At 73.8% G+C, this 17826-nt stretch carries 13 protein-coding genes; 7 read left to right on the forward strand and 6 right to left on the reverse strand.

Annotated elements, in window-relative coordinates:
- Positions 1-4: 4 nt before the first annotated feature.
- Positions 5-2122: a tetratricopeptide repeat protein gene (locus AB0M99_RS14085; RefSeq protein WP_365919948.1), complete on the reverse strand. Its 2118-nt coding sequence runs from the start codon at positions 2120-2122 to the stop codon at positions 5-7.
- Positions 2123-2284: 162 nt separating this feature from the next.
- Positions 2285-3250 (reverse strand): hypothetical protein, encoded by a 966-nt coding sequence (locus AB0M99_RS14090; RefSeq protein ID WP_365919950.1) that lies wholly within the window; start codon positions 3248-3250, stop codon positions 2285-2287.
- A 117-nt stretch (positions 3251-3367) separates the two neighbouring features.
- Here AB0M99_RS14090 and AB0M99_RS14095 point away from each other — a divergent pair, with 117 nt between their 5' ends.
- The 3 genes from AB0M99_RS14095 to AB0M99_RS14105 all read left to right on the forward strand — a co-directional run bounded on the left by AB0M99_RS14095 (position 3368) and on the right by AB0M99_RS14105 (position 8327).
- Positions 3368-4060: a MerR family transcriptional regulator gene (locus AB0M99_RS14095; protein WP_365919952.1), complete on the forward strand. Its 693-nt coding sequence runs from the start codon at positions 3368-3370 to the stop codon at positions 4058-4060.
- A gap of 76 nt (positions 4061-4136) precedes the next feature.
- A complete protein-coding gene (locus tag AB0M99_RS14100; RefSeq protein ID WP_365919954.1) occupies positions 4137-5768 on the forward strand; it encodes a sigma-70 family RNA polymerase sigma factor in 1632 nt (543 codons plus the stop codon).
- A gap of 117 nt (positions 5769-5885) precedes the next feature.
- Positions 5886-8327: a Helicase associated domain protein gene (locus tag AB0M99_RS14105; RefSeq protein ID WP_365919956.1), complete on the forward strand. Its 2442-nt coding sequence runs from the start codon at positions 5886-5888 to the stop codon at positions 8325-8327.
- Between the two features lie 51 nt (positions 8328-8378).
- Here the strand turns inward: AB0M99_RS14105 and AB0M99_RS14110 are convergent, their stop codons facing one another.
- Positions 8379-9785, reverse strand: a complete 1407-nt coding sequence (locus tag AB0M99_RS14110; protein WP_365919958.1) for a glutamate decarboxylase — start codon at positions 9783-9785, stop codon at positions 8379-8381.
- A 256-nt stretch (positions 9786-10041) separates the two neighbouring features.
- Here AB0M99_RS14110 and AB0M99_RS14115 point away from each other — a divergent pair, with 256 nt between their 5' ends.
- Together AB0M99_RS14115 and AB0M99_RS14120 are read left to right on the forward strand one after the other, a co-directional pair.
- Positions 10042-10443 carry a tyrosinase cofactor gene (locus tag AB0M99_RS14115; protein WP_365919960.1) on the forward strand — a complete coding sequence of 134 codons (402 nt, stop codon included), beginning with the start codon at positions 10042-10044 and terminating at the stop codon, positions 10441-10443.
- Positions 10440-11285: a tyrosinase family protein gene (locus AB0M99_RS14120; RefSeq protein WP_365919962.1), complete on the forward strand. Its 846-nt coding sequence runs from the start codon at positions 10440-10442 to the stop codon at positions 11283-11285. The genes AB0M99_RS14115 and AB0M99_RS14120 overlap by 4 nt, the downstream gene beginning before the upstream one ends.
- On the opposite strand, the gene AB0M99_RS14125 is transcribed toward AB0M99_RS14120, so the two are convergent.
- Positions 11243-11947 (reverse strand): response regulator, encoded by a 705-nt coding sequence (locus tag AB0M99_RS14125; protein WP_365919964.1) that lies wholly within the window; start codon positions 11945-11947, stop codon positions 11243-11245. The two genes, AB0M99_RS14120 and AB0M99_RS14125, sit on opposite strands and share 43 nt — an antisense overlap.
- Positions 11944-13560: a sensor histidine kinase gene (locus AB0M99_RS14130; protein ID WP_365919966.1), complete on the reverse strand. Its 1617-nt coding sequence runs from the start codon at positions 13558-13560 to the stop codon at positions 11944-11946. Before AB0M99_RS14130 ends, AB0M99_RS14125 begins: the two co-directional genes overlap by 4 nt.
- A 105-nt stretch (positions 13561-13665) precedes the next feature.
- Here AB0M99_RS14130 and AB0M99_RS14135 point away from each other — a divergent pair, with 105 nt between their 5' ends.
- Both AB0M99_RS14135 and AB0M99_RS14140 read left to right on the forward strand, forming a co-directional pair.
- Positions 13666-15018, forward strand: coding sequence for a cation:dicarboxylase symporter family transporter (locus tag AB0M99_RS14135; protein WP_365919968.1), 1353 nt, complete (start codon positions 13666-13668; stop codon positions 15016-15018).
- A gap of 276 nt (positions 15019-15294) precedes the next feature.
- Positions 15295-17061: a S8 family serine peptidase gene (locus AB0M99_RS14140; RefSeq protein ID WP_365919970.1), complete on the forward strand. Its 1767-nt coding sequence runs from the start codon at positions 15295-15297 to the stop codon at positions 17059-17061.
- Between the two features lie 94 nt (positions 17062-17155).
- Here AB0M99_RS14140 and AB0M99_RS14145 read toward each other — a convergent pair whose 3' ends face one another.
- Positions 17156-17824 (reverse strand): (2Fe-2S)-binding protein, encoded by a 669-nt coding sequence (locus AB0M99_RS14145; RefSeq protein ID WP_365919972.1) that lies wholly within the window; start codon positions 17822-17824, stop codon positions 17156-17158.
- Positions 17825-17826: the final 2 nt, after the last annotated feature.

The raw sequence follows: 17826 nt of genomic DNA on the forward strand, positions 1-17826 counted from the left end.
GGCGCTACGCCCTCCCGCGTCCGGCGGCCGCGCCGCCGGTCAGCAGCTCGCGCGCGGCCCACAAGTGCCGGTGGCCCGGCTCCAGTACGGACTCGGCCTCGGCCAGGGCGGCGGTCAGTACCTCCCGGGCCTCGGCCGGGCGGCCCTGGGCGATCAGGGCCCGGGCCCACTCCAGCCGGGAGTGGATCACGTGCGGGTGGCCCTCGCCGAGCACCCGGGCCCGGTCGGCGGCCAGCGCGCCCCAGGCCCCGGCCGCCTCGGCGGTGGCACCGGCCCGGGCGGCGAGTGCCGCCAGGCTGCCCCGGATGGCCAGGGTGTGCGGGTCGTCCGGGCCGATCCGCTCCGCGGCGTCGGCCAGCAGCTCCGCCAACGCCCGCTTCGCCTCGGCCGGTTCCCCGGGCCGGAACCAGATCAGGCTTCGCCGGGTGGCCAGCACCTGCGGGTGCCCGGCGCCCTGGACGCGCAGCCGGTCCGCCAGCAGCGCCTCCAGCTGCCGGGCCGCCGCGCGGTGATCGCCCGCCTCGCCGGTGAAGTAGGCCAGTTGGTGGCGGGTCGCCAAGGTGTCCGGGTGGTCGACGCCCAGCACCTCCGCGGTGTCCGCCGCCAGGGCCGCGAACTGCGCCGCGGCGGCCAGGGGGTTGCCGGACTCCCCGGTGAAGAAGGCGAGTTGGTGCCGGGCCGCCAGGGTGTCCGGGTGCCGCGGGTCGAGCCGGTCCGTGCGCCGCCGGACGATCCCGGCGAGATCGGCGGCCGCCCGGCGCGGCTGGCCCGCGTCCCCGATGGCGGTGGCCAGCGGCAGTTCGGCCCCCGGGACCCCGCCGCGCAGGGCCAGCGCGAGGGCTTCGACGGCCCGGACGAGCCGCCCCTCCTGGTGGGCGACGAGTCCCATGTCGTAGGCGTCCGCGGGCTCGACCCGGGCCATCAGGCCCCGCCACAGATGGTCGGGAACCGGCCCCTGGCCCGGCGCGTTCAGCAGGTAGTCGAAGGCCGTGAAGCCGGACCCGTAGTTGCCGACCAGCAGCCCGCTCGTGGCGTAGGCGGCCGCGCAGGCCCACTCCATCGCCGCGGCGAAGGGCTCCGGCTGGAGGTCGCCGCCGCCGCGCGCGGCCAGGTAGGGGGCGTGCAGCTCGCGCAGCCACTCGCGGGTGACCGGGCGGCGCAGCCCCGCCCGGCGGCAGTCCACCGCCGCCGTCACCACGGCCGCGCCGCGCGGATTGGCGCCTGGTGCCCAGGCGTTCTCCCAGGAGGCGAGCAGTTCCGGTCCGGCCGCCAGCACCTCCGCGACCCCGAACCGCTCCCCCGCGCGCAGCGCGGCTCCGATCCGCGGATCGCCCCGGTGGGCGGCGGCCCGGTCGCGCTCCCGCTCGGACCAGTGGCGGGGCAGCCGGATGACGGCGGCGTTCTGCAGCAGGTCGCGCTGGGCCCGCCAGGCGTCCCGGTCGGAGCCGGTGAGCCGGCTCTCCTCACGGGCGTCGTAGCGGCGGTACTCCTGCACCCGCATGGTCGCGATCACCACCGTCCGGCGGAGCGCGGCGAGTCGGGCGGCCGTGAGCCCGCCCGCGCCGAGGTGGTCCTCCAGGTCGTCGAGCCACAGCACGGCGCGGCGCCGGCGCGCGGCGATCCGTACCGCCTCGGGCAGTGCGGCGCGGGACAGCGGCCGGACGAAGGCGTGCCGGGGGTAGCGGGTACGGGCCACCTCGTAGGCGAGCCGGGTCTTGCCGGCGGTGGACTCCCCGACCACGAGCACGAAGCGGGCCCCGTCCAGGGCCTCGCGCAGCCGCGGTTCGGCGTCGCGCTCGATGTACGCGGGCGCCGGGTGCCCGGGGCCCTCGGCGGGGTGGGCGCCGGCGAGTTCGGGCCGGTCCACCTGGCGCAGCCGCGGGATCCGCCCGGCCGGGGTGCGCAGCACCTCCCCCGGGGCGCTGCCGGCCGGCTCCGCCGGGCGCATCAGTTCCGCGGCGAGTCCGGAGAGCGTGGTCACGGCCGCGCCGATCCCGGCGGCCCAGGCTCCCGAGGTCCACACGGCCGCGAGAGCCACCGCGCCCGCGCCCAGTCCGACCGCTCCGAGGTAGCCGATCCAGCCCCTGGTCCGGCCGGAACCCCGTAATGGCAACGCCGACATGCCGCCCCCCACCCGCCCGTGGTCACCCCCATTGTGACCCCGAGAACGCGTTCGGGTACCCCAACGGAAAGCGGCGGTACCGGAGTTCCCCGGAACCGCCGCTCCCCGCCGCACACCGCCCCGCCGACACGCCGCCCCCGCCGACGCACCGCCTCCGGAGGCTCAGCCCCCGGCCGCGGCCCCCGCCGGCTCCCGGTGCCGGTCCGCCGGCCGCCGGGACCGCAGCGCGAGCACCGCCCCCGCGGCCGCGGCGACCGCGCCGGCCAGTGCCGCGGCGGCCGTCAGGGTCGCGCCGTCGGGCGAGGTCAGCGGCTGGCCGCGCAGGGCCTGCCAGGTGACCAGGCCCACCAGACCGGCGTACCCCGCCCCCGCCACCAGTACGAGGCGCGGCCGCACCCCCGTGTCGGCCGCCCATCCGTACCGCCGGGCCGCGAAGGTCAGCCCGAGCGCGAGCAGCGGCAGCACCTGGAGCGCGTGCATGCCGACGAAGTGGGCGATCCGCAGGTCGCCCCCGGTGCTCGCCCAGCCGGTGACCGGCAGGTGCGGGCCTCCGTCCGGGACCCCGACACTGTGCGCGCCGGTCGTACCGGTGGTCCGGCCCGCCAGTTGGTCGTCGGTGGGCTGGGTCATCAGGAAGCCGAGTCCGAGGCCGGCGAGGGCGATAGCCGAGCCGATCCGGATCGCCCACATGACGGCCCGGTCGGCGAGCTTCTGCCGCCAGAGCAGCACCGCCATCACCAGGGTCGCCAGCCACAGCACCACCACGGTGGTGCCCATGAGGCTGAACAGCGTCTCGTCCAGCGGGGTTTCGGTGTTGAAGTGGCTGCGCTTGCCCCTCATGACCTGGCCGACGATCACGACCATCTCCAGGAGGCTCGCGACCGCGACGACGGTCCCGGCCCACCAGCTCGTCCGCTTCCCGCGGGTCAGCAGCGAGTGCATCCAGGCCAGGGTCAGCCCGTACAGCACGAAGGAGACCGAGAACTTGAGCGGCTTGTGCCAGATCGGCGAGCCGACGAGTGTCCGGTCGTCCACGATCAGCCCGACGGCGCTGACCAGGCCGAGCACCCCCATGGCGGCCGAGAAGCCGAGTAGTGGGCGATGCCATCCTTCGATGTGGTTCCGCATGCTGTACCCCCACAGTAGATAGCCCTACTATCCAATTACCGATAGCTCCACTATCCATAACGCACCCCGGCCGCGCAAGGCCCGGGGGCCACACAGAGGAGAGAATTCACTTTGCGCATGGGCGAGTTGAGCCGTACCACGGGCATCCCGGTGCCGACGATCAAGTTCTACCTCCGCGAAGGCCTGCTCCCGGCGGGTGAGCTGACCAGCCCCAATCAGGCGCACTACGGGGACCCGCACGTCCGCCGGCTGCACCTGATCCGCGCCCTCACCGAGGTCGGCGGGCTCCCGCTGGCCTCCGTGGGCAAGGTCGTGGAGGCGGTGGAGGACCACGAGCGGCCGGTGCACGAGCTGTTGGGCGCGGCCGCCCGGACCATCGACCTCGACTATCCGCAGGAGGCCGACGCCGCCCATCGCGAGCAGGCCCGGGCCCTGGTCGAGGAGCTGATCGACCGCCGCGGCTGGCAGATCCCGCCGGCCCACCCGGCGGCGGAGGCCCTCACCTCCGCGATGGCCTCCGTGCTCGCCGTGGGCCACGGGGAGTACCTGGACTTCCTGGACGAGTTCGCGGGCGCCTCGGAGCGGATCGCCGCCGCCGACCTCGCCTACGTGGCGCTCCGGGAGCAGCCGGAGGACCTGGTGGAGCGGGTGGTGGTGGGTACCGTACTGGGAGATGCGATGCTGGCTGCCCTGCGGCGGATCGCCCACGTGGACGCCTCCGCACGGCGCTACCCCCCGCTGGCCGGCGGCCCGGCACCGCGCACGTCCCACGGCCACCCTCCGCAGGCCGGGAACACGACTTCCGGATAAGTGTTATCGGGGCCCCTCTCGACGGTCTCCCAGGTATTGGGCATCATCGACCGCCGGCACGGACAGGGAACATCACATGACTACTGAGCACACGGCAGCGCTGGTCGCCGCGGCCCGCGCGGGCGATCCCCGCGCGCAGGACGACCTGGTCAGCACCTATCTGCCGCTCGTCTACAACATCGTCGGGCGGGCCCTGAACGGGTCCGTCGACGTGGACGACGTGGTCCAGGACACGATGCTGCGTGCGCTCGACGGGCTGGACGGCCTGCGTGCGGACGAGAGTTTCCGCTCCTGGCTGGTGGCGATAGCGATGAACCGGGTCCGGGCGCACTGGCACGCCCGGCAGAGCGCCCCCGGCGAGAGCGGCCTGGAGGCCGCCTGGGAGCTGGCCGACCCGGGCGCCGACTTCGTGGACCTGACCGTCGTACGGCTCAACCTGGAGGGCCAGCGCCGCGAGACGGCCCGTGCCACGCGCTGGCTGGAGCCCGACGACCGGGCGCTGCTGTCGCTGTGGTGGCTGGAGTGTGCCGGTGAACTGACCCGCGCGGAGATGGCGGCGGCGCTGGAGCTGTCCCCGCAGCACACGGCGGTGCGCGTGCAGCGGATGAAGGCACAGCTGGAGTCGGCCCGGGTGGTGGAGCGGGCGCTCGGCGCGCAGCCGCCGTGCGAGGGGCTGCGGGTGGTGGCGGCGAGCTGGGACGGTCTGCCCTCCGCTCTGTGGCGCAAGCGAATAGCCCGGCACGCCCGGGAGTGCGTGCGTTGCTCCGGGCTGTGGGGCGGTCTGATGCCGGCCGAGGGGCTGCTGGCCGGGCTGGCGCTGGTGCCGGTCTCGGTGGCCCTGCTGGCGGGCGTACGATCGGCCGCGGCCGCCGGGTTCGACCTCGCGGGCGCGGGCACGGCCTTCGCCGACGGCGTCGGCGGCGTCGGCGGCGCGGGCGGCGCCGGTGCGCCTACGCAGCTCACCCCGGCCGGGAGCCCGGCCGGCGGCCGCGGCGCGCTGCGCAGACGGCGGCAGAACCGCCGCCGCTCGATCGGCGGCGCGGTGCTCGCCGCCTGTGTCGTGGGCGGCGGCCTGGTGTACCTCGGCACCCTGCCGGGCAGCGGTGACGCCGAGGCTGGCGGCGGCGCGCCCGCGGCCCCGCTGGCCGCGCTCTCGGCCACCGAGGGCGGCGGGCTCCCCTCCGAATCGGCGTCCCCCTCCCCGTCGGCCTCCGCCTCGCCGAGCCCGTCGGCCGCGAGCCCGAGCCCGACACCGACCCCGTCGCAGACCCGCTCCACCCCGCCGGCGCCCACTCGTGCCCCGGCGCCCCCGCCGGCCCCCGCGCCGCAGGGCGCCGCCGCCCAGGTGGTGGCGCTGGTCAACACCGAGCGGGCGGCGGCCGGCTGCGGTCCGCTCAAGGAGGACTCGCAGCTGCGTGCAGCCGCCCAGGGGCACTCCGACGACATGGCGAAGCGGGACTTCTTCTCGCACACCAACCCCGACGGCGCCGACCCGGGGCAGCGGACGACCGCGGCCGGGTACCGCTGGTCGACGTACGGGGAGAACATCGCGGCGGGCCAGCAGACGCCGCAGCAGGTCATGGACGCGTGGATGAAGAGCCCGGGGCACCGCGCGAACATCCTCAACTGCTCCTTCAAGGACATCGGGGTCGGCATCCACCAGGGCGCGGGCGGTCCCTGGTGGACGCAGAACTTCGGGGCGAAGTAGCCGCCCCGTCCCCGGCGGCCCGCCCCGCCGCGCACCCCGCTTCCCCTCTCTGATTCAAATCCGGGGCAAGATAGGGGCTGGAGGTGAACGGGCAGATCACGGGGTGAGGTGACGCGCATGGCCCGCAAGAAGCTCCGCCCCCACCAGCGCGAAGCGGTCGACGCCGTGGTGCGGGCGCTGGAGCTGCCCGTCGGGGGCGAGGTCCCCCGGGCGGGTCTGCGTACCCAGGTCATCATGGCGACGGGCTCCGGCAAGTCCCTGGTCGCGGTGCACGCGGCCGAGCAGATGCGGGCCGGACGGGTCCTGGTGCTGGTGCCCTCCCTCGACCTGCTCGTGCAGACGGCGGCGGCCTGGCGGGAGGGCGGCCGGACGGGGCGCGCTTTCGCGGTGTGCTCGCTGCGCGGCGAGGACGCGGGCGTGCCCACCACCACCGATCCGGCCGCGCTGGCCCGCTGGGCCGGCCGCGGGGTGGACCGGGTGACTGTGTTCGCCACGTACGCCTCGCTGGGCCTGGGCACCGTCGAGCGCGCCCACCACGAGGGGCTGCCGGGCTGGGACCTGATCGTCGTCGACGAGGCGCACCGCACGTCCGGACGGATCGGCAAGCCCTGGGCGGTGGTTCACGACAACCACCGGATCCCGGCCGTCCGGCGGCTGTACATGACGGCCACGCCCCGGGTGTGGCAGGACGGCGAGGAGAGCGAGGACGGCGACGGGGCGCCGACAGCGGCGTCCAGGGGTCGGGGCGACCTCGTGGCGTCGATGGAGGACGACCCGGACGGGCCTTTCGGCGCGCGCTGTTACACCCTCACCCTCGCGGAGGCCATCGACCGGGGGATATGCGCCCCCTACCAGGTCGTCTGCGTGGACGTCACCGATCCGGGGTTCCAGGCGGCCGTCCTGCTGGGTCCGGACGGGCGGTCGGACGCGGTGCGCGGGGCGCGGCTGGCGGCGCTGCAGGCTGCGCTGGTGAAGGCGGCCGCCGAGCAGGGGTTCCGCCGGACGCTGGTCTTCCACCACCTGACCAGGGAGGCCGAGGCCTTCGCCGCCGGGCTGCCCGCGGTGGCCGCGCGGCTGCGGGCCGCGAGCCGCTCCCTGCAGCCGGTGTATCCCCGTACCGTGTGGGCGGACTGGCTGTGCGGACAGCACACCCCGGCCCATCGGCGGCGGGTATTGGACGCCTTCGCGGCCTACCGGGTCGCCGACAAGGCGTTCCTGGGCAGTGTGCGGGTGCTGGGCGAGGGCGTGGACACCAAGGAGTGCGACTCGGTGTACTGGGCCGACGTACGGGGGTCCATGCCCGACCTGGTCCAGGCGGTCGGGCGGGCGCTTCGGATCCGGCCCGGCGAGGGGAAGATCGCCTCGCTGGTGGTTCCGGTGCTGCTGGGCCCGGGCGAGTCGCCGGAGACCATGCTGACCTCCCGTGCGTACGGGGACCTCGCGCGGCTGCTGGAGGCGCTGCGGGCGCACGACACCCGCATGGTGGAGTCCCTGGCGCAGCCGCAGGTGGCGGGCCGGCGCGGGGCGGGGAGCGGGCCGGGCGAGGCCCCGGAGGCGGGCCTGCGGGCCGGGGCCCGGTCCCTGCTGAGCTTCTCCAGCCCGCGCGATCCGGCGCTTCTGGCGGCCTTCATCCGGCTGCGGGTCCTGCGGCCGGAGCGCGAGCACTGGCGGCGCGGGGTGGAGGCGGCCCGGATCTACGCCGCCGCGGCCGGGGACCTGAAGGTGCCGTTCGCCTACAAGGTGCCCGCGGCCGGGGAGCAGTGGCCGCCCGGGCTCGCCGGTTTCCCGCTCGGCCAGTGGATCGCGGACGCCCGGCGCACGAACAGGCGCGGCGCGCTGGGCCGGGAGCGCAGGGCGCAGCTCGACGAACTGGGCATGGTGTGGAGCCACTTCGACGTGGCCTTCGAGGAGGGGCTGGCGGCGGCCGCCGGCTGGGCGGCGGAGCACGGGCACCTGCTGCCGCCGGTGGACGCCACCTGGCGCGGCGCGCCGGTCGGGGTGTGGGTCAAGAACCAGCGGGCCGCGGCCCGGCGCGAGGGGCCCGGCGCCCTGTCGGCCGAACGCCGGGAGGCGCTGGAGGCCGTCGACCCGTCCTGGTGCCCGGCCTGGGAGATCTCCTGGCAGCGGGCCTTCCACCTGACCCGGGCCCACCTGGAGGCGGGCGGCCGGCTGCCGGACGGCCCCGGTGCGGCCGTGGTCCAGGGCGAGGACCTCGGCGTGTGGCTGCGGACCCAGCGGCAGTCGTGGGACCGGCTGACCGGGACCCAGCGCTGGCTGCTGGAGCACACGCTGGGCGTGGTCCCGGCCGCCGGGGGGCAGCGGCCCCGGCCGCGGCTCGGCCATGCCGCCGCGTGGGCGGCCCATCTGGAGGCGGCGCGGCGGTTCCACGCCCGGGAGCAGCACCTGCGGGTCCCCCGTACGCATGTGGAGCGGGTCGGCGACCAGGAGTTCCGTCTCGGCGCCTGGATCGCCAACCAGCGCTCCCGCGCGGCCTCCCTCACTCCGGCACGCGCCGCGGCCCTCACGGCGCTGGGCATGCGCTGGCCGGCGTCCGGGTGACGGCCCCCGACCGGATCCGAGGAGCCTGCCAGGAGTCGGTCGGCGGGCGACCTAGTGGTGGAAGCCCGACCGGGGTTCGGCGGCCGGCGACGGCGGCGGGGCCGCGGTCAGGTGTTCCACGGCCCGCCTCAGGTCGGAGGCGAGCAGCGCGATCTGGTCGCGGGTCACGCCGTGGCGGATCAGGACCCGTTGGATGACCGTGTCCTCGCGGTCGGCCGGCAGCGGGTACGAGGGCACCTGCCAGCCGCGCATGCGCAGCCGGTCGGAGAGGTCGTAGAGGCTGAAGCCCGCGGCGGCCGGGTCGGGGAGCGTGTACGAGACGGCGGGCAGTGCGCCCCGGCCGTCGTAGAGGAGGGTGAAGGGGCCCATGCCGGCGATCTGCCCGGCCAGGTACTGCGCGGTGTCGGCGCAGGCCTGCTGGACGCGTCGGTAGCCGCCGCGGCCCAGGCGCAGGAAGAGGTAGTACTGGGCGATGACCTCACCGCCGGGGCGGGAGAAGTTGAGGGCGAAGGTGGGCATGTCGCCGCCCAGGTAGTCCACGTTGAAGACGAGGTCGGCCGGCAGCAGGTCGGCGGCGCGCCAGACGATCCAGCCGACGCCCAGCGGGGCGAGCCCGTACTTGTGCCCGGAGGTGTTGACCGAGGCCACCCGCGGCAGCCGGAAGTCCCACACCACCTCGGGGTGGAGGAAGGGGGCGACGAAGCCGCCGCTCGCGCCGTCCACGTGGATGGGGACGTCCCAGCCGTGCTCGGCCTGGATGCGGTCGAGGGCGGCGGCGATCTCGGCGACGGGCTCGTAGTCGCAGGTGTAGGTGACGCCGAGGATGGCGACGACCCCGATCGTGTTCTCGTCCACGTGCGCGGCGAGCTGATGGGGCCGCAGGCCGGTGGCGCCGGGTTCCAGGGGGACCTGGCGCAGCTCGACGTCGAAGTAGCGGGCGAACTTCTCCCAGCAGATCTGGACCGGCCCGCACACCAGGTTGGGGCGGTCGGCGGGGAGGCCGGCGGCGCGGCGGCGCTCGCGCCAGCGCCACTTGAGGGCGAGGCCGCCGAGCATCGCGGCCTCGCTGGAGCCGGTGGTGGAGCAGCCGGTGGCGGCGCTCGTGGTGGGGACGTCCGCGGTGGGGGCGTTCCACAGGTCGGCCAGGATGTTGACGCAGCGGGCCTCGATCTCGGCGGTCTGCGGGTACTCGTCCTTGTCGATCATGTTCTTGTCGAGGCACTCGCTCATCAGGCGGTGCACGCCGTCGTCGGACCAGGTGGTGCAGAAGGTGGCGAGGTTCTGGGCCGCGTTGCCGTCGAGGAGCAGTTCGTTGCGGAGCAGCTCGTAGACGACTCCGGAGGGTGAGTGGTCGTCAGGCATCCGGTATTTGGGGAGGATCTCGCCGCTCAGGGCGGACGCGAACACGTCCGTCTCGGCGTCACGGGCCCGTGCATCCTTCGTCTTATGAAGAGGCATATCGGGACTATAGGGGAATATTGACCATAGGCCCGCGATGCACCTTCCGGCCGACTCTGGAGTGTGACCCCCTCCATAGGCGGCCCGTGCGACCGAAAGAATTACCGGCCAGTAGGATGCTGTCCGCAGATCTTCCCGTCCAGGCCGTTCAATCCGACCCGGACGGGAAGATCATCCAAATCGTTCTATGCGCAACTTATCCGCCGATGTCCGGATATCGGTCAACCAGCGCTGCCGGCCTGATAGTTCTTCGGCCATGAACAAGATCACCCGTCGACAGGCCTTAGGCACCACTGCCGGTGCCCTTACCGTCCTCGGCATCGCGGGCGCCACCGCCCATGCCGCCACCACCGCCGATTCCCGCGCCGCCGCCAAACCCGCCGGCACGGTCGACGAGGTGTACCAGGGCCGCCGCATCCAGATAACCCCCGCCGCGGGAGGCGGAGGCCACCACGGCGGCCACCACGGCCCCGGCATGCCCACCGTCCGGATAGACGGCCGCGAGCTGCACGTGATGCAGAACGCCGACGGCACCTGGATCAGTGTGGTCAACCACTACGAGACCTTCGCGAGCCCCCTGCCGCTCGCCCGCGCCGCCGTGCGCGAGCTCCAGGGCGCCCCGCTCCTCCCGTTCGCCCCGATGGGAGGCACGGCATGACCGTCCGCAAGAACCAGGCCACGCTCACTGCCGAGGAGAAGCGCGCCTTCACGAACGCGCTGCTGGAGCTGAAGCGCACTGGGCGCTACGACCGGTTCGTCACCACCCACAACGGCTTCATCATGGCCGACACGGACTCGGGCGACCGGGTGGGCCACCGCTCCCCCTCCTTCCTGCCGTGGCACCGCCGATTTCTGCTCGAATTCGAGGCGGCTCTGCAGGCGGTGGACGCGAGCGTGGCGATCCCGTACTGGGACTGGAGCGTCGACCGCACCACCCGCTCCTCCCTGTGGGCCGCCGACTTCCTCGGCGGCACCGGCCGGGCCCGCGACGGACAGGTCCTCGACGGCCCGTTCGCGTACTCGACGGGCAAGTGGGACGTGAACGTACGGGTGGACGGGCGCAACTACCTGCGCCGGGCGCTCGGCGCGGGCGTCGCCGAGCTGCCGACCAAGGCCGAGGTGGACGCCGTACTCGCCATGCCGGTCTACGACACGGCCCCCTGGAACAGCTCCTCGACCGGCTTCCGCAACAACCTGGAGGGCTGGCGCGGAGCCAACCTGCACAACCGGGTGCACGTGTGGGTGGGCGGCCAGATGGGCACCGGCGTCTCCCCCAACGACCCGGTGTTCTGGATGCACCACGCCTTCGTGGACAAGCTGTGGGCCGACTGGCAGGCCCGGCATCCGCAGTCCACCTACCTGCCCGCCGCCGGCACCCCGAACGTCGTGGACCTGCGCGACACGATGCGGCCGTGGAACGACGTGACCCCGGCGGACATGCTGGACCACCGGAAGTTCTACACCTTCGACACCGAGCCGGCCGCGGCCAGCCAGCGGTAGTGCAGTTCGGGGCGGCCGACCTGGCCGTACCGGGGGGTCCGGTCCGCGCGGCCGGTCTCCACCAGGTGCTCCAGGTAGCGGCGGGCGGTGATCCGGGAGATCCCGGCCGCCTCGGCCGCCCCGGCCGCGGTCAGCCCCTCGGGGGCCGACCTCAGGAGCGCGGCGACCCGGTCCAGGGTCGGCGCGCTCAGCCCTTTGGGGAGTTCGGCCGGGCGGGGCGCGCGCAGGGCCGCCATCGCCCGGTCCACATCGTCCTGACCGGCCGCCTCGCCCGCGGCCGTCGCCCGGAACTCCGCGTAGCGCAGCAGTCGTTCGCGCAGGGTGGGGAAGGCGAAGGGTTTCAGTACGTACTGGACGACGCCCAGCGAGACGCTCTCGCGGACCACGGCCAGGTCCCGCGCCGAGGTCACCACGATGACGTCGGCGGGGTGTCCGGCGGCCCGCAGCCCGCGCGCGAAGCGCAGCCCGTGCCCGTCGGGCAGGGTGAGGTCGAGCAACAGCAGGTCGACCCGGGTCCGCTCCAGGATCCGGGTGGCCTCGGCGAGCGAGTGAACGGCTCCGACCGCGGTGAAGCCGGGCACCCGTCCGACGTACAGCGCGTGCGCGTCGGCGGCGACGGGGTCGTCCTCGACCACCAGGACCCGCACCTCGGGCGTGCTCATGCCGGACCGCCTTCGTCCCGCGCGGCCGCCTGCGCCAAGGGCAGGCGTACGGTGAACTCCGCACCGCCCCCCGGCCCCTGGGTTGCGGTCACCCCGCCACCGTAGCGCTCGGCCACCTGCCGGACCAGCGCGAGGCCGAGGCCGCGGCCCTCCCCCTTGCCCGACCAGCCCCTGAGGAACACGTCCACGCCCTCGGGCAGCCCGGGGCCGTTATCGGCCACCCGCAGCAGCAGTTCGTCCCCCTCGGGCCGGAGGGTCACCGCGATCCGCGCCCCCGGCACGGCGGTGACCGCGTCGGCCGCGTTGTCGATGAGGTTGCCCAGTACGGTGACCAGGTCGCGGGCCGGGGGCAGGCCGGCGCCGTCGGCGAGGCTGCGGCTGTCCGAGGTGACGACCAGCTCGACACCCCGCTCGTGCGCCTGGGCGGCCTTGCCGAGCAGCAGCGCCACGAGCACCGGCTCGCCGACCGCGGTGACGACCTCGTCGGTGAGGGCCTGGGCGAGCCGGAGTTCGGCCGTGGCGAAGTCCACCGCCTCCTCGGCGCGGCCGAGTTCGATCAGGGAGACGACGGTGTGCAGCCGGTTGGCCGCCTCGTGGGCCTGCGAGCGCAGGGCCTGGGTGAACCCCCGCTCGTGATCCAGTTCACCGGCGAGCGACTGGAGTTCGGTGTGGTCGCGCAGGGTGACCACGGTGCCCCGGCGGCCGCCGCCGGCCACCGGTGAGCTGTTGACCACCAGGACCCGGTCGGCGCTCAGGTGCACCTCGTCCACCCGGGGCCGGTCGGCGAGCAGCGCGCCGGTGAGCGGCGCGGGCAGCCCGAGGTCGGCGACACCGGTGCCCTTGATCTCTCCGCTCAGGCCCAGCAGTTCGCGTCCGGCGTCGTTGATGAGGGTGATCCGGCGCTGCCCGTCGAGCATCAGCAGGCCTTCGCGGACTCCGTGCAGGGCCGCCTGGTGGTAGTCGTACATCCGGCTGAGCTCGGCGGCGTTCATGCCGTGGGTGTGGCGGCGCAGCCGTGCGTTGACGACGTACGTGCCGATGCCGCCGAGGGCGAGGGCGCCTCCCGCGACCCAGGCCAGGGCGGTGAGCTGCTCGGCGAGCCGGGCGCTGATCGCGCGGACGGTGATGCCGGCGCTGACCATGCCGATGACGCGGCCGCCGTCCGTCAGCGGGGTGACCACGCGGATGGAGGGGCCGAGGGTGCCGGTGTAGGTCTCGCTGAAGGTCTCGCCGCGCAGGGCGGGGGCGGTGTTGCCGAGGAAGCGCTCCCCGATGCGCCGCGGGTCGGGATGGGTCCAGCGCCGGCCGTCGGGAGCCATGATCGTCACGAAGTCGACGCCCGAGTCGGAGCGGACCCGCTCCGCGTAGGGCTGGAGCGCGGCCGAGGGGTCGGTGCCGCGTGCGGATTCCCGTACGGCCTCCAGGACCGACGGGGAGTCGGCGACCGCGCGGGCCACGGCGCCGGCCTGGCGCCGGGCGGCCTCCTCGGCCTGGCCGCGGGCGGTCGCGTAGGCGAAGACGGCGCAGCCGGCGACGACCACGGCGACCAGCAGCACCTGCATGGCGAAGAGCTGGCCGGCGAGGCTGCGCGGGGGGCGGGGGAAGCGGAGCATGGCGTTCAGTGTGCACCCGGCCGTGAACTCAATGAACGCAAGGGTGACCGGGGTCACAGACCCGGGCGATGGTCTCCCCGAACGTATTCACCACCAGGAGGCATCGTGGCCGCCAGACGCGACAAGACCCACTATCTCTACATCGCGGTGATCGGCGCGGTACTGCTCGGCATCACCGTCGGCTTCGCCGCTCCCGGCGCGGCCGTGGAGCTCAAGCCGCTGGGCACCGGCTTCGTCAACCTCATCAAGATGATGATCTCGCCCGTGATCTTCTGCACGATCGTGCTGGGCATCGGATCAGTGCGCAAGGCCGCCAAGGTGGGCGCGGTCGGCGGGCTGGCGCTGGGCTACTTCATGGTCATGTCCACGGTCGCGCTGGCGATCGGCCTGCTGGTGGGCAACCTGCTGGAGCCCGGCAGCGGGCTGCACCTGACCGAGGCGGCGCGCAGCGCCGGTGAGGCGCAGGCCAAGGCGGGCGGGGCGGAGAGCACGCCCGAGTTCCTGCTGGGGATCATCCCGACCACCATGGTCTCCGCCTTCACCGGCGGCGAGGTGCTCCAGACCTTGCTGGTGGCGCTGCTGTGCGGGTTCGCGCTGCAGGCCATGGGGTCGGCGGGCGAGCCGGTGCTGCGCGGGATCGGGCACGTGCAGAAGCTGGTGTTCCGGGTGCTCGCGATGATCATGTGGGCGGCGCCGGTGGGCGCCTTCGGGGCGATCGCGGCCGTGGTCGGTGCGACCGGCATCGACGCGCTGAAATCGCTCGCCGTCATCATGATCGGCTTCTACACGACCTGTCTGCTCTTCGTCTTCGTGGTGCTCGGGACGCTGCTGCGGGTGTGTACCGGGATCAACGTGTTCGCGCTGCTGCGCTACCTGGGCCGGGAGTTCCTGCTGATCCTGTCGACCTCCTCCTCGGAGTCGGCGCTGCCGCGGCTGATCGCGAAGATGGAGCACCTGGGGGTCTCGCGGCCGGTCACCGGCATCACGGTGCCGACCGGGTACTCCTTCAACCTGGACGGGACCGCGATCTACCTGACGATGTCCTCGCTGTTCGTCGCGGAGGCGATGGGCAAGCCGCTCGCGCTGGGAGAGCAGATCTCCCTGCTGCTGTTCATGATCGTGGCGTCGAAGGGCGCGGCCGGGGTGACCGGCGCGGGTCTGGCCACGCTGGCCGGCGGACTCCAGTCGCACCGGCCGGAACTGGTGGACGGGGTCGGTCTGATCGTGGGCATCGACCGGTTCATGAGCGAGGCCCGGGCGCTGACGAACTTCGCGGGCAACGCCATCGCCACGGTGCTGATCGGGACCTGGACGAAGGAGTTCGACCACGGGCGGGCCGCCGAAGTGCTCGCCGGGCGACTGCCGTTCGACGAGGCCACGCTGGTCGACGACGGACACGGAGCCCCCGCCGCTGTGCCCGCCCAGCCGGCCCTCACCAAGGACGGCGTACCGGTGTAACCGCGCAGCCGGTGCGCTGAACGGACCGGCCGGGCAGGGCTCGCCCCCACGGTGCCCCACCCGGCCGGTCTCCACATGTGCAGGCCATGGTCGAGTTTCAGCCAAGTCTGATCTGACTCTCGTGCTGTAAAAGGTACTTCCATCTCGTGGCATGCATCTGACATCTTGCGTCCACCACTCGTTTCGTACGGCTCGGTAGGTGCCACCCGCACCGCCGGGCCGTCATCGGAGGACGCATTGATACCCCACATATCCAGCCGACCTCGACGTACTCTCGTGCTGGCGGCCGCCCTCGGCGCGGCACTGGCCTTCGGGGCCCCCGCCGCACTGGCGGGCACCGCGCCGGTCTCGCCTTCCGGCGCGGTCGTCCCGTCCGCCCCCGCCAAGGCCTCGGCCGCGGCGCCGACTTCCCAGAGTGCGACCTGGGCCGCCGGCACCCGTGCCTACCTGGTGATCACCGCCCCCGGTGACAGCTCGGCCGTCCGCTCGGCCGTCGCCACCAACGGGGGTTCGGTCTTCTCGTACTACGACGCCATCGGCGTGATCGTGGCCCACTCCACCTCCAGCACCTTCGCCACCACCATGCGCGGGGTCAGCGGGGTCCAGAAGGTGGGTGCCACGCGCACCTCGGACGTCCCGGCCGACGCCTACAACCCGGCGCTGCCCGCCAACCCGTCCCAGTCGACCACGCCCGCCGGCGAGCCGGTCCGTGCCGACATGAGCCAGATCAAGGCCGACCAGGCCTGGGCCATCAACCCCGGCTCCGCCTCCGTCAAGGTCGGCATCCTCGACACCGGCGTGGACGACCAGCACCAGGACCTGGCACCGAACTTCAACGCGGCCGACTCCGTCTCCTGCGCCTACGGCAAGGCGGACACCCGCGCCGGCGCCTGGCGGGACGTGGACACCCACGGCACCCACGTCGCGGGCACCGTCGCCGCCGCCAAGAACGGCAAGGGCGTCGTCGGCGTGGCTCCGGGCGTGAAGATCTCCTCGGTCCGGATCGCCGAGCCGACCTCGACGCTGTTCTTCGCCGAGAACACGGTCTGCGGCTTCATGTGGGCCGGCGACCACGGCTTCAAGGTCACCAGCAACAGCTACTACACCGACCCGTGGCAGTTCAACTGCCCGGACAACGTCGACCAGGCCGCCATCATCGAGGGCGTCAAGCGCGCCCAGGAGTACGCCGAGAGCAAGGGCTCTCTCCAGGTCGCCGCGGCCGGCAACGAGAACTACGACCTCGCGAACAAGACGACCGACTCCGCGAGCCCGAACGACTCGACCCCGGTCACCCGCACCATCACCAACGCGTGCATGGACATCCCGACCGAGCTCCCGGGCGTGGTCACGGTGGCGGCGAACGGCACCGGCGTCACCAAGGCCTCGTTCTCCAACTTCGGCCAGGGCGTCATCGACGTCGCGGCCCCCGGCAGCAACGTCTACTCCACCGCTCCGGGCGGCGGTTACAGCACCAAGAGCGGCACCTCGATGGCCACCCCGCACGTCGCGGGCGTCGCCGCGCTCATCGTGAGCGCCAACCCGGGCATCACCCCGGCGCAGATCCGCGACAAGCTGGCCGCCCAGGCCAACGACGTGGCCTGCCCCTCGGACAGCCGCTGCACCGGGACGACCGCCAACAACGGCTTCTTCGGCGAGGGCCAGGTCGACGCGCTGAAGGCGGTCGGCGCCACCCCGCCGCCCGGGAAGTACTTCGAGAACCTCGGGGACTTCGCGGTCAACGACAACGCGACCGTGGAGAGCCCGATCACCGTCAGCGGAGTGACCGGCAACGCGCCGGCCACCCTCAAGGTGGGCGTGGACATCAAGCACACCTACATCGGTGACCTCAAGGTCGACCTCGTGGCCCCGGACGGCACCGTCTACACGCTGCACAACCGCACCGGCAGCGGCACCGACAACATCGCCCAGACCTACACCGTGAACGCCTCCTCCGAGGTGGCCAACGGCGTCTGGAAGCTGCGGGTGAACGACAACGCCAACCAGGACACCGGCAAGATCGACGCCTGGAACCTCACCTTCTAGTGAGGTGAGGCACCGAGCGGGACGCTAGGACGGGGCCATCGGGGAGCAGTGCGACTGCCCCCGGTGGCCTCCGTCGTTCCTCCCCCTGCGGCCGCTACCGGGTCCGCAGCACGCAGTCCCCGCAGAACCCTCCGCCGGGCACCTTGTAGTAGAGGCAGCAGCTGCGCCGTACGAAGGCCACCCCGAGCCCCTCCTCGTGGATGAAGGTGCCGGTCCCGCCGAGCGGGCCGCCGTCGGCCAGCAGGGCGGCGGCGGCCTCCACCGCCGCGCCGCCCGGAACCCGGTCGATGAGCACCCGCAGCGCCCCGACGAGCGCGGAGGCGGTGTTCCCGCGCAGCACCTTGGGCGAGACGCCGTACCGCTCCCGCAGGGCCGCGTCGAGCACGTCGAGGTTGCCCAGCACGTTGTCCCCGAGCGATCCGGCCGGGAGGTACTCCGGCTCCGGCAGCCACAGCTGGAGCGAGCCCGCCCCGGGCAGCCGCCACCACACCCGGTCGGGGCCGAGGTCGGGCACCCGCCCCGCCAGGGCCGTGCACCCCAGCCCGAGCGACCAGAGCCGCGAGGCCATCCCGAGCTGCGCCGTCGAGGCGGCCACCCTCCCGGGCCCGCTCCCGATCCGCCGTCCCACCTCGGTGACGTACGGTCCGAGTTGCGCGCCGTACAGCTGCGAGAGCGGCCGGAAGCCGGGCCCGGGCGGCTCCTTCCCGTACGGCACGGTGAAGAACGGCCCTACGGCTGCCAGCTGCCCGAGTACCTCGTCCATCC

Origin of the sequence: Streptomyces sp. NPDC051183, from assembly GCF_040682455.1 — a bacterium.
Lineage (GTDB): Bacteria > Actinomycetota > Actinomycetes > Streptomycetales > Streptomycetaceae > Streptomyces.

Excerpts from the sequence above, each read along its gene's own strand:
- AB0M99_RS14125 (WP_365919964.1), bottom strand. The coding sequence starts at position 11,947 with ATGAGCACGCCCGAGGTGCGGGTCCTGGTGGTCGAGGACGACCCCGTC.
- AB0M99_RS14130 (WP_365919966.1), bottom strand. The coding sequence starts at position 13,560 with ATGCTCCGCTTCCCCCGCCCCCCGCGCAGCCTCGCCGGCCAGCTCTTC.
- AB0M99_RS14105 (WP_365919956.1), top strand. The coding sequence starts at position 5,886 with ATGGCCCGCAAGAAGCTCCGCCCCCACCAGCGCGAAGCGGTCGACGCC.
- AB0M99_RS14145 (WP_365919972.1), bottom strand. The coding sequence starts at position 17,824 with ATGGACGAGGTACTCGGGCAGCTGGCAGCCGTAGGGCCGTTCTTCACC.
- AB0M99_RS14085 (WP_365919948.1), bottom strand. The coding sequence starts at position 2,122 with ATGTCGGCGTTGCCATTACGGGGTTCCGGCCGGACCAGGGGCTGGATC.
- AB0M99_RS14120 (WP_365919962.1), top strand. The coding sequence starts at position 10,440 with ATGACCGTCCGCAAGAACCAGGCCACGCTCACTGCCGAGGAGAAGCGC.
- AB0M99_RS14115 (WP_365919960.1), top strand. The coding sequence starts at position 10,042 with ATGAACAAGATCACCCGTCGACAGGCCTTAGGCACCACTGCCGGTGCC.
- AB0M99_RS14095 (WP_365919952.1), top strand. The coding sequence starts at position 3,368 with ATGGGCGAGTTGAGCCGTACCACGGGCATCCCGGTGCCGACGATCAAG.
- AB0M99_RS14100 (WP_365919954.1), top strand. The coding sequence starts at position 4,137 with ATGACTACTGAGCACACGGCAGCGCTGGTCGCCGCGGCCCGCGCGGGC.
- AB0M99_RS14090 (WP_365919950.1), bottom strand. The coding sequence starts at position 3,250 with ATGCGGAACCACATCGAAGGATGGCATCGCCCACTACTCGGCTTCTCG.
- AB0M99_RS14110 (WP_365919958.1), bottom strand. The coding sequence starts at position 9,785 with ATGCCTCTTCATAAGACGAAGGATGCACGGGCCCGTGACGCCGAGACG.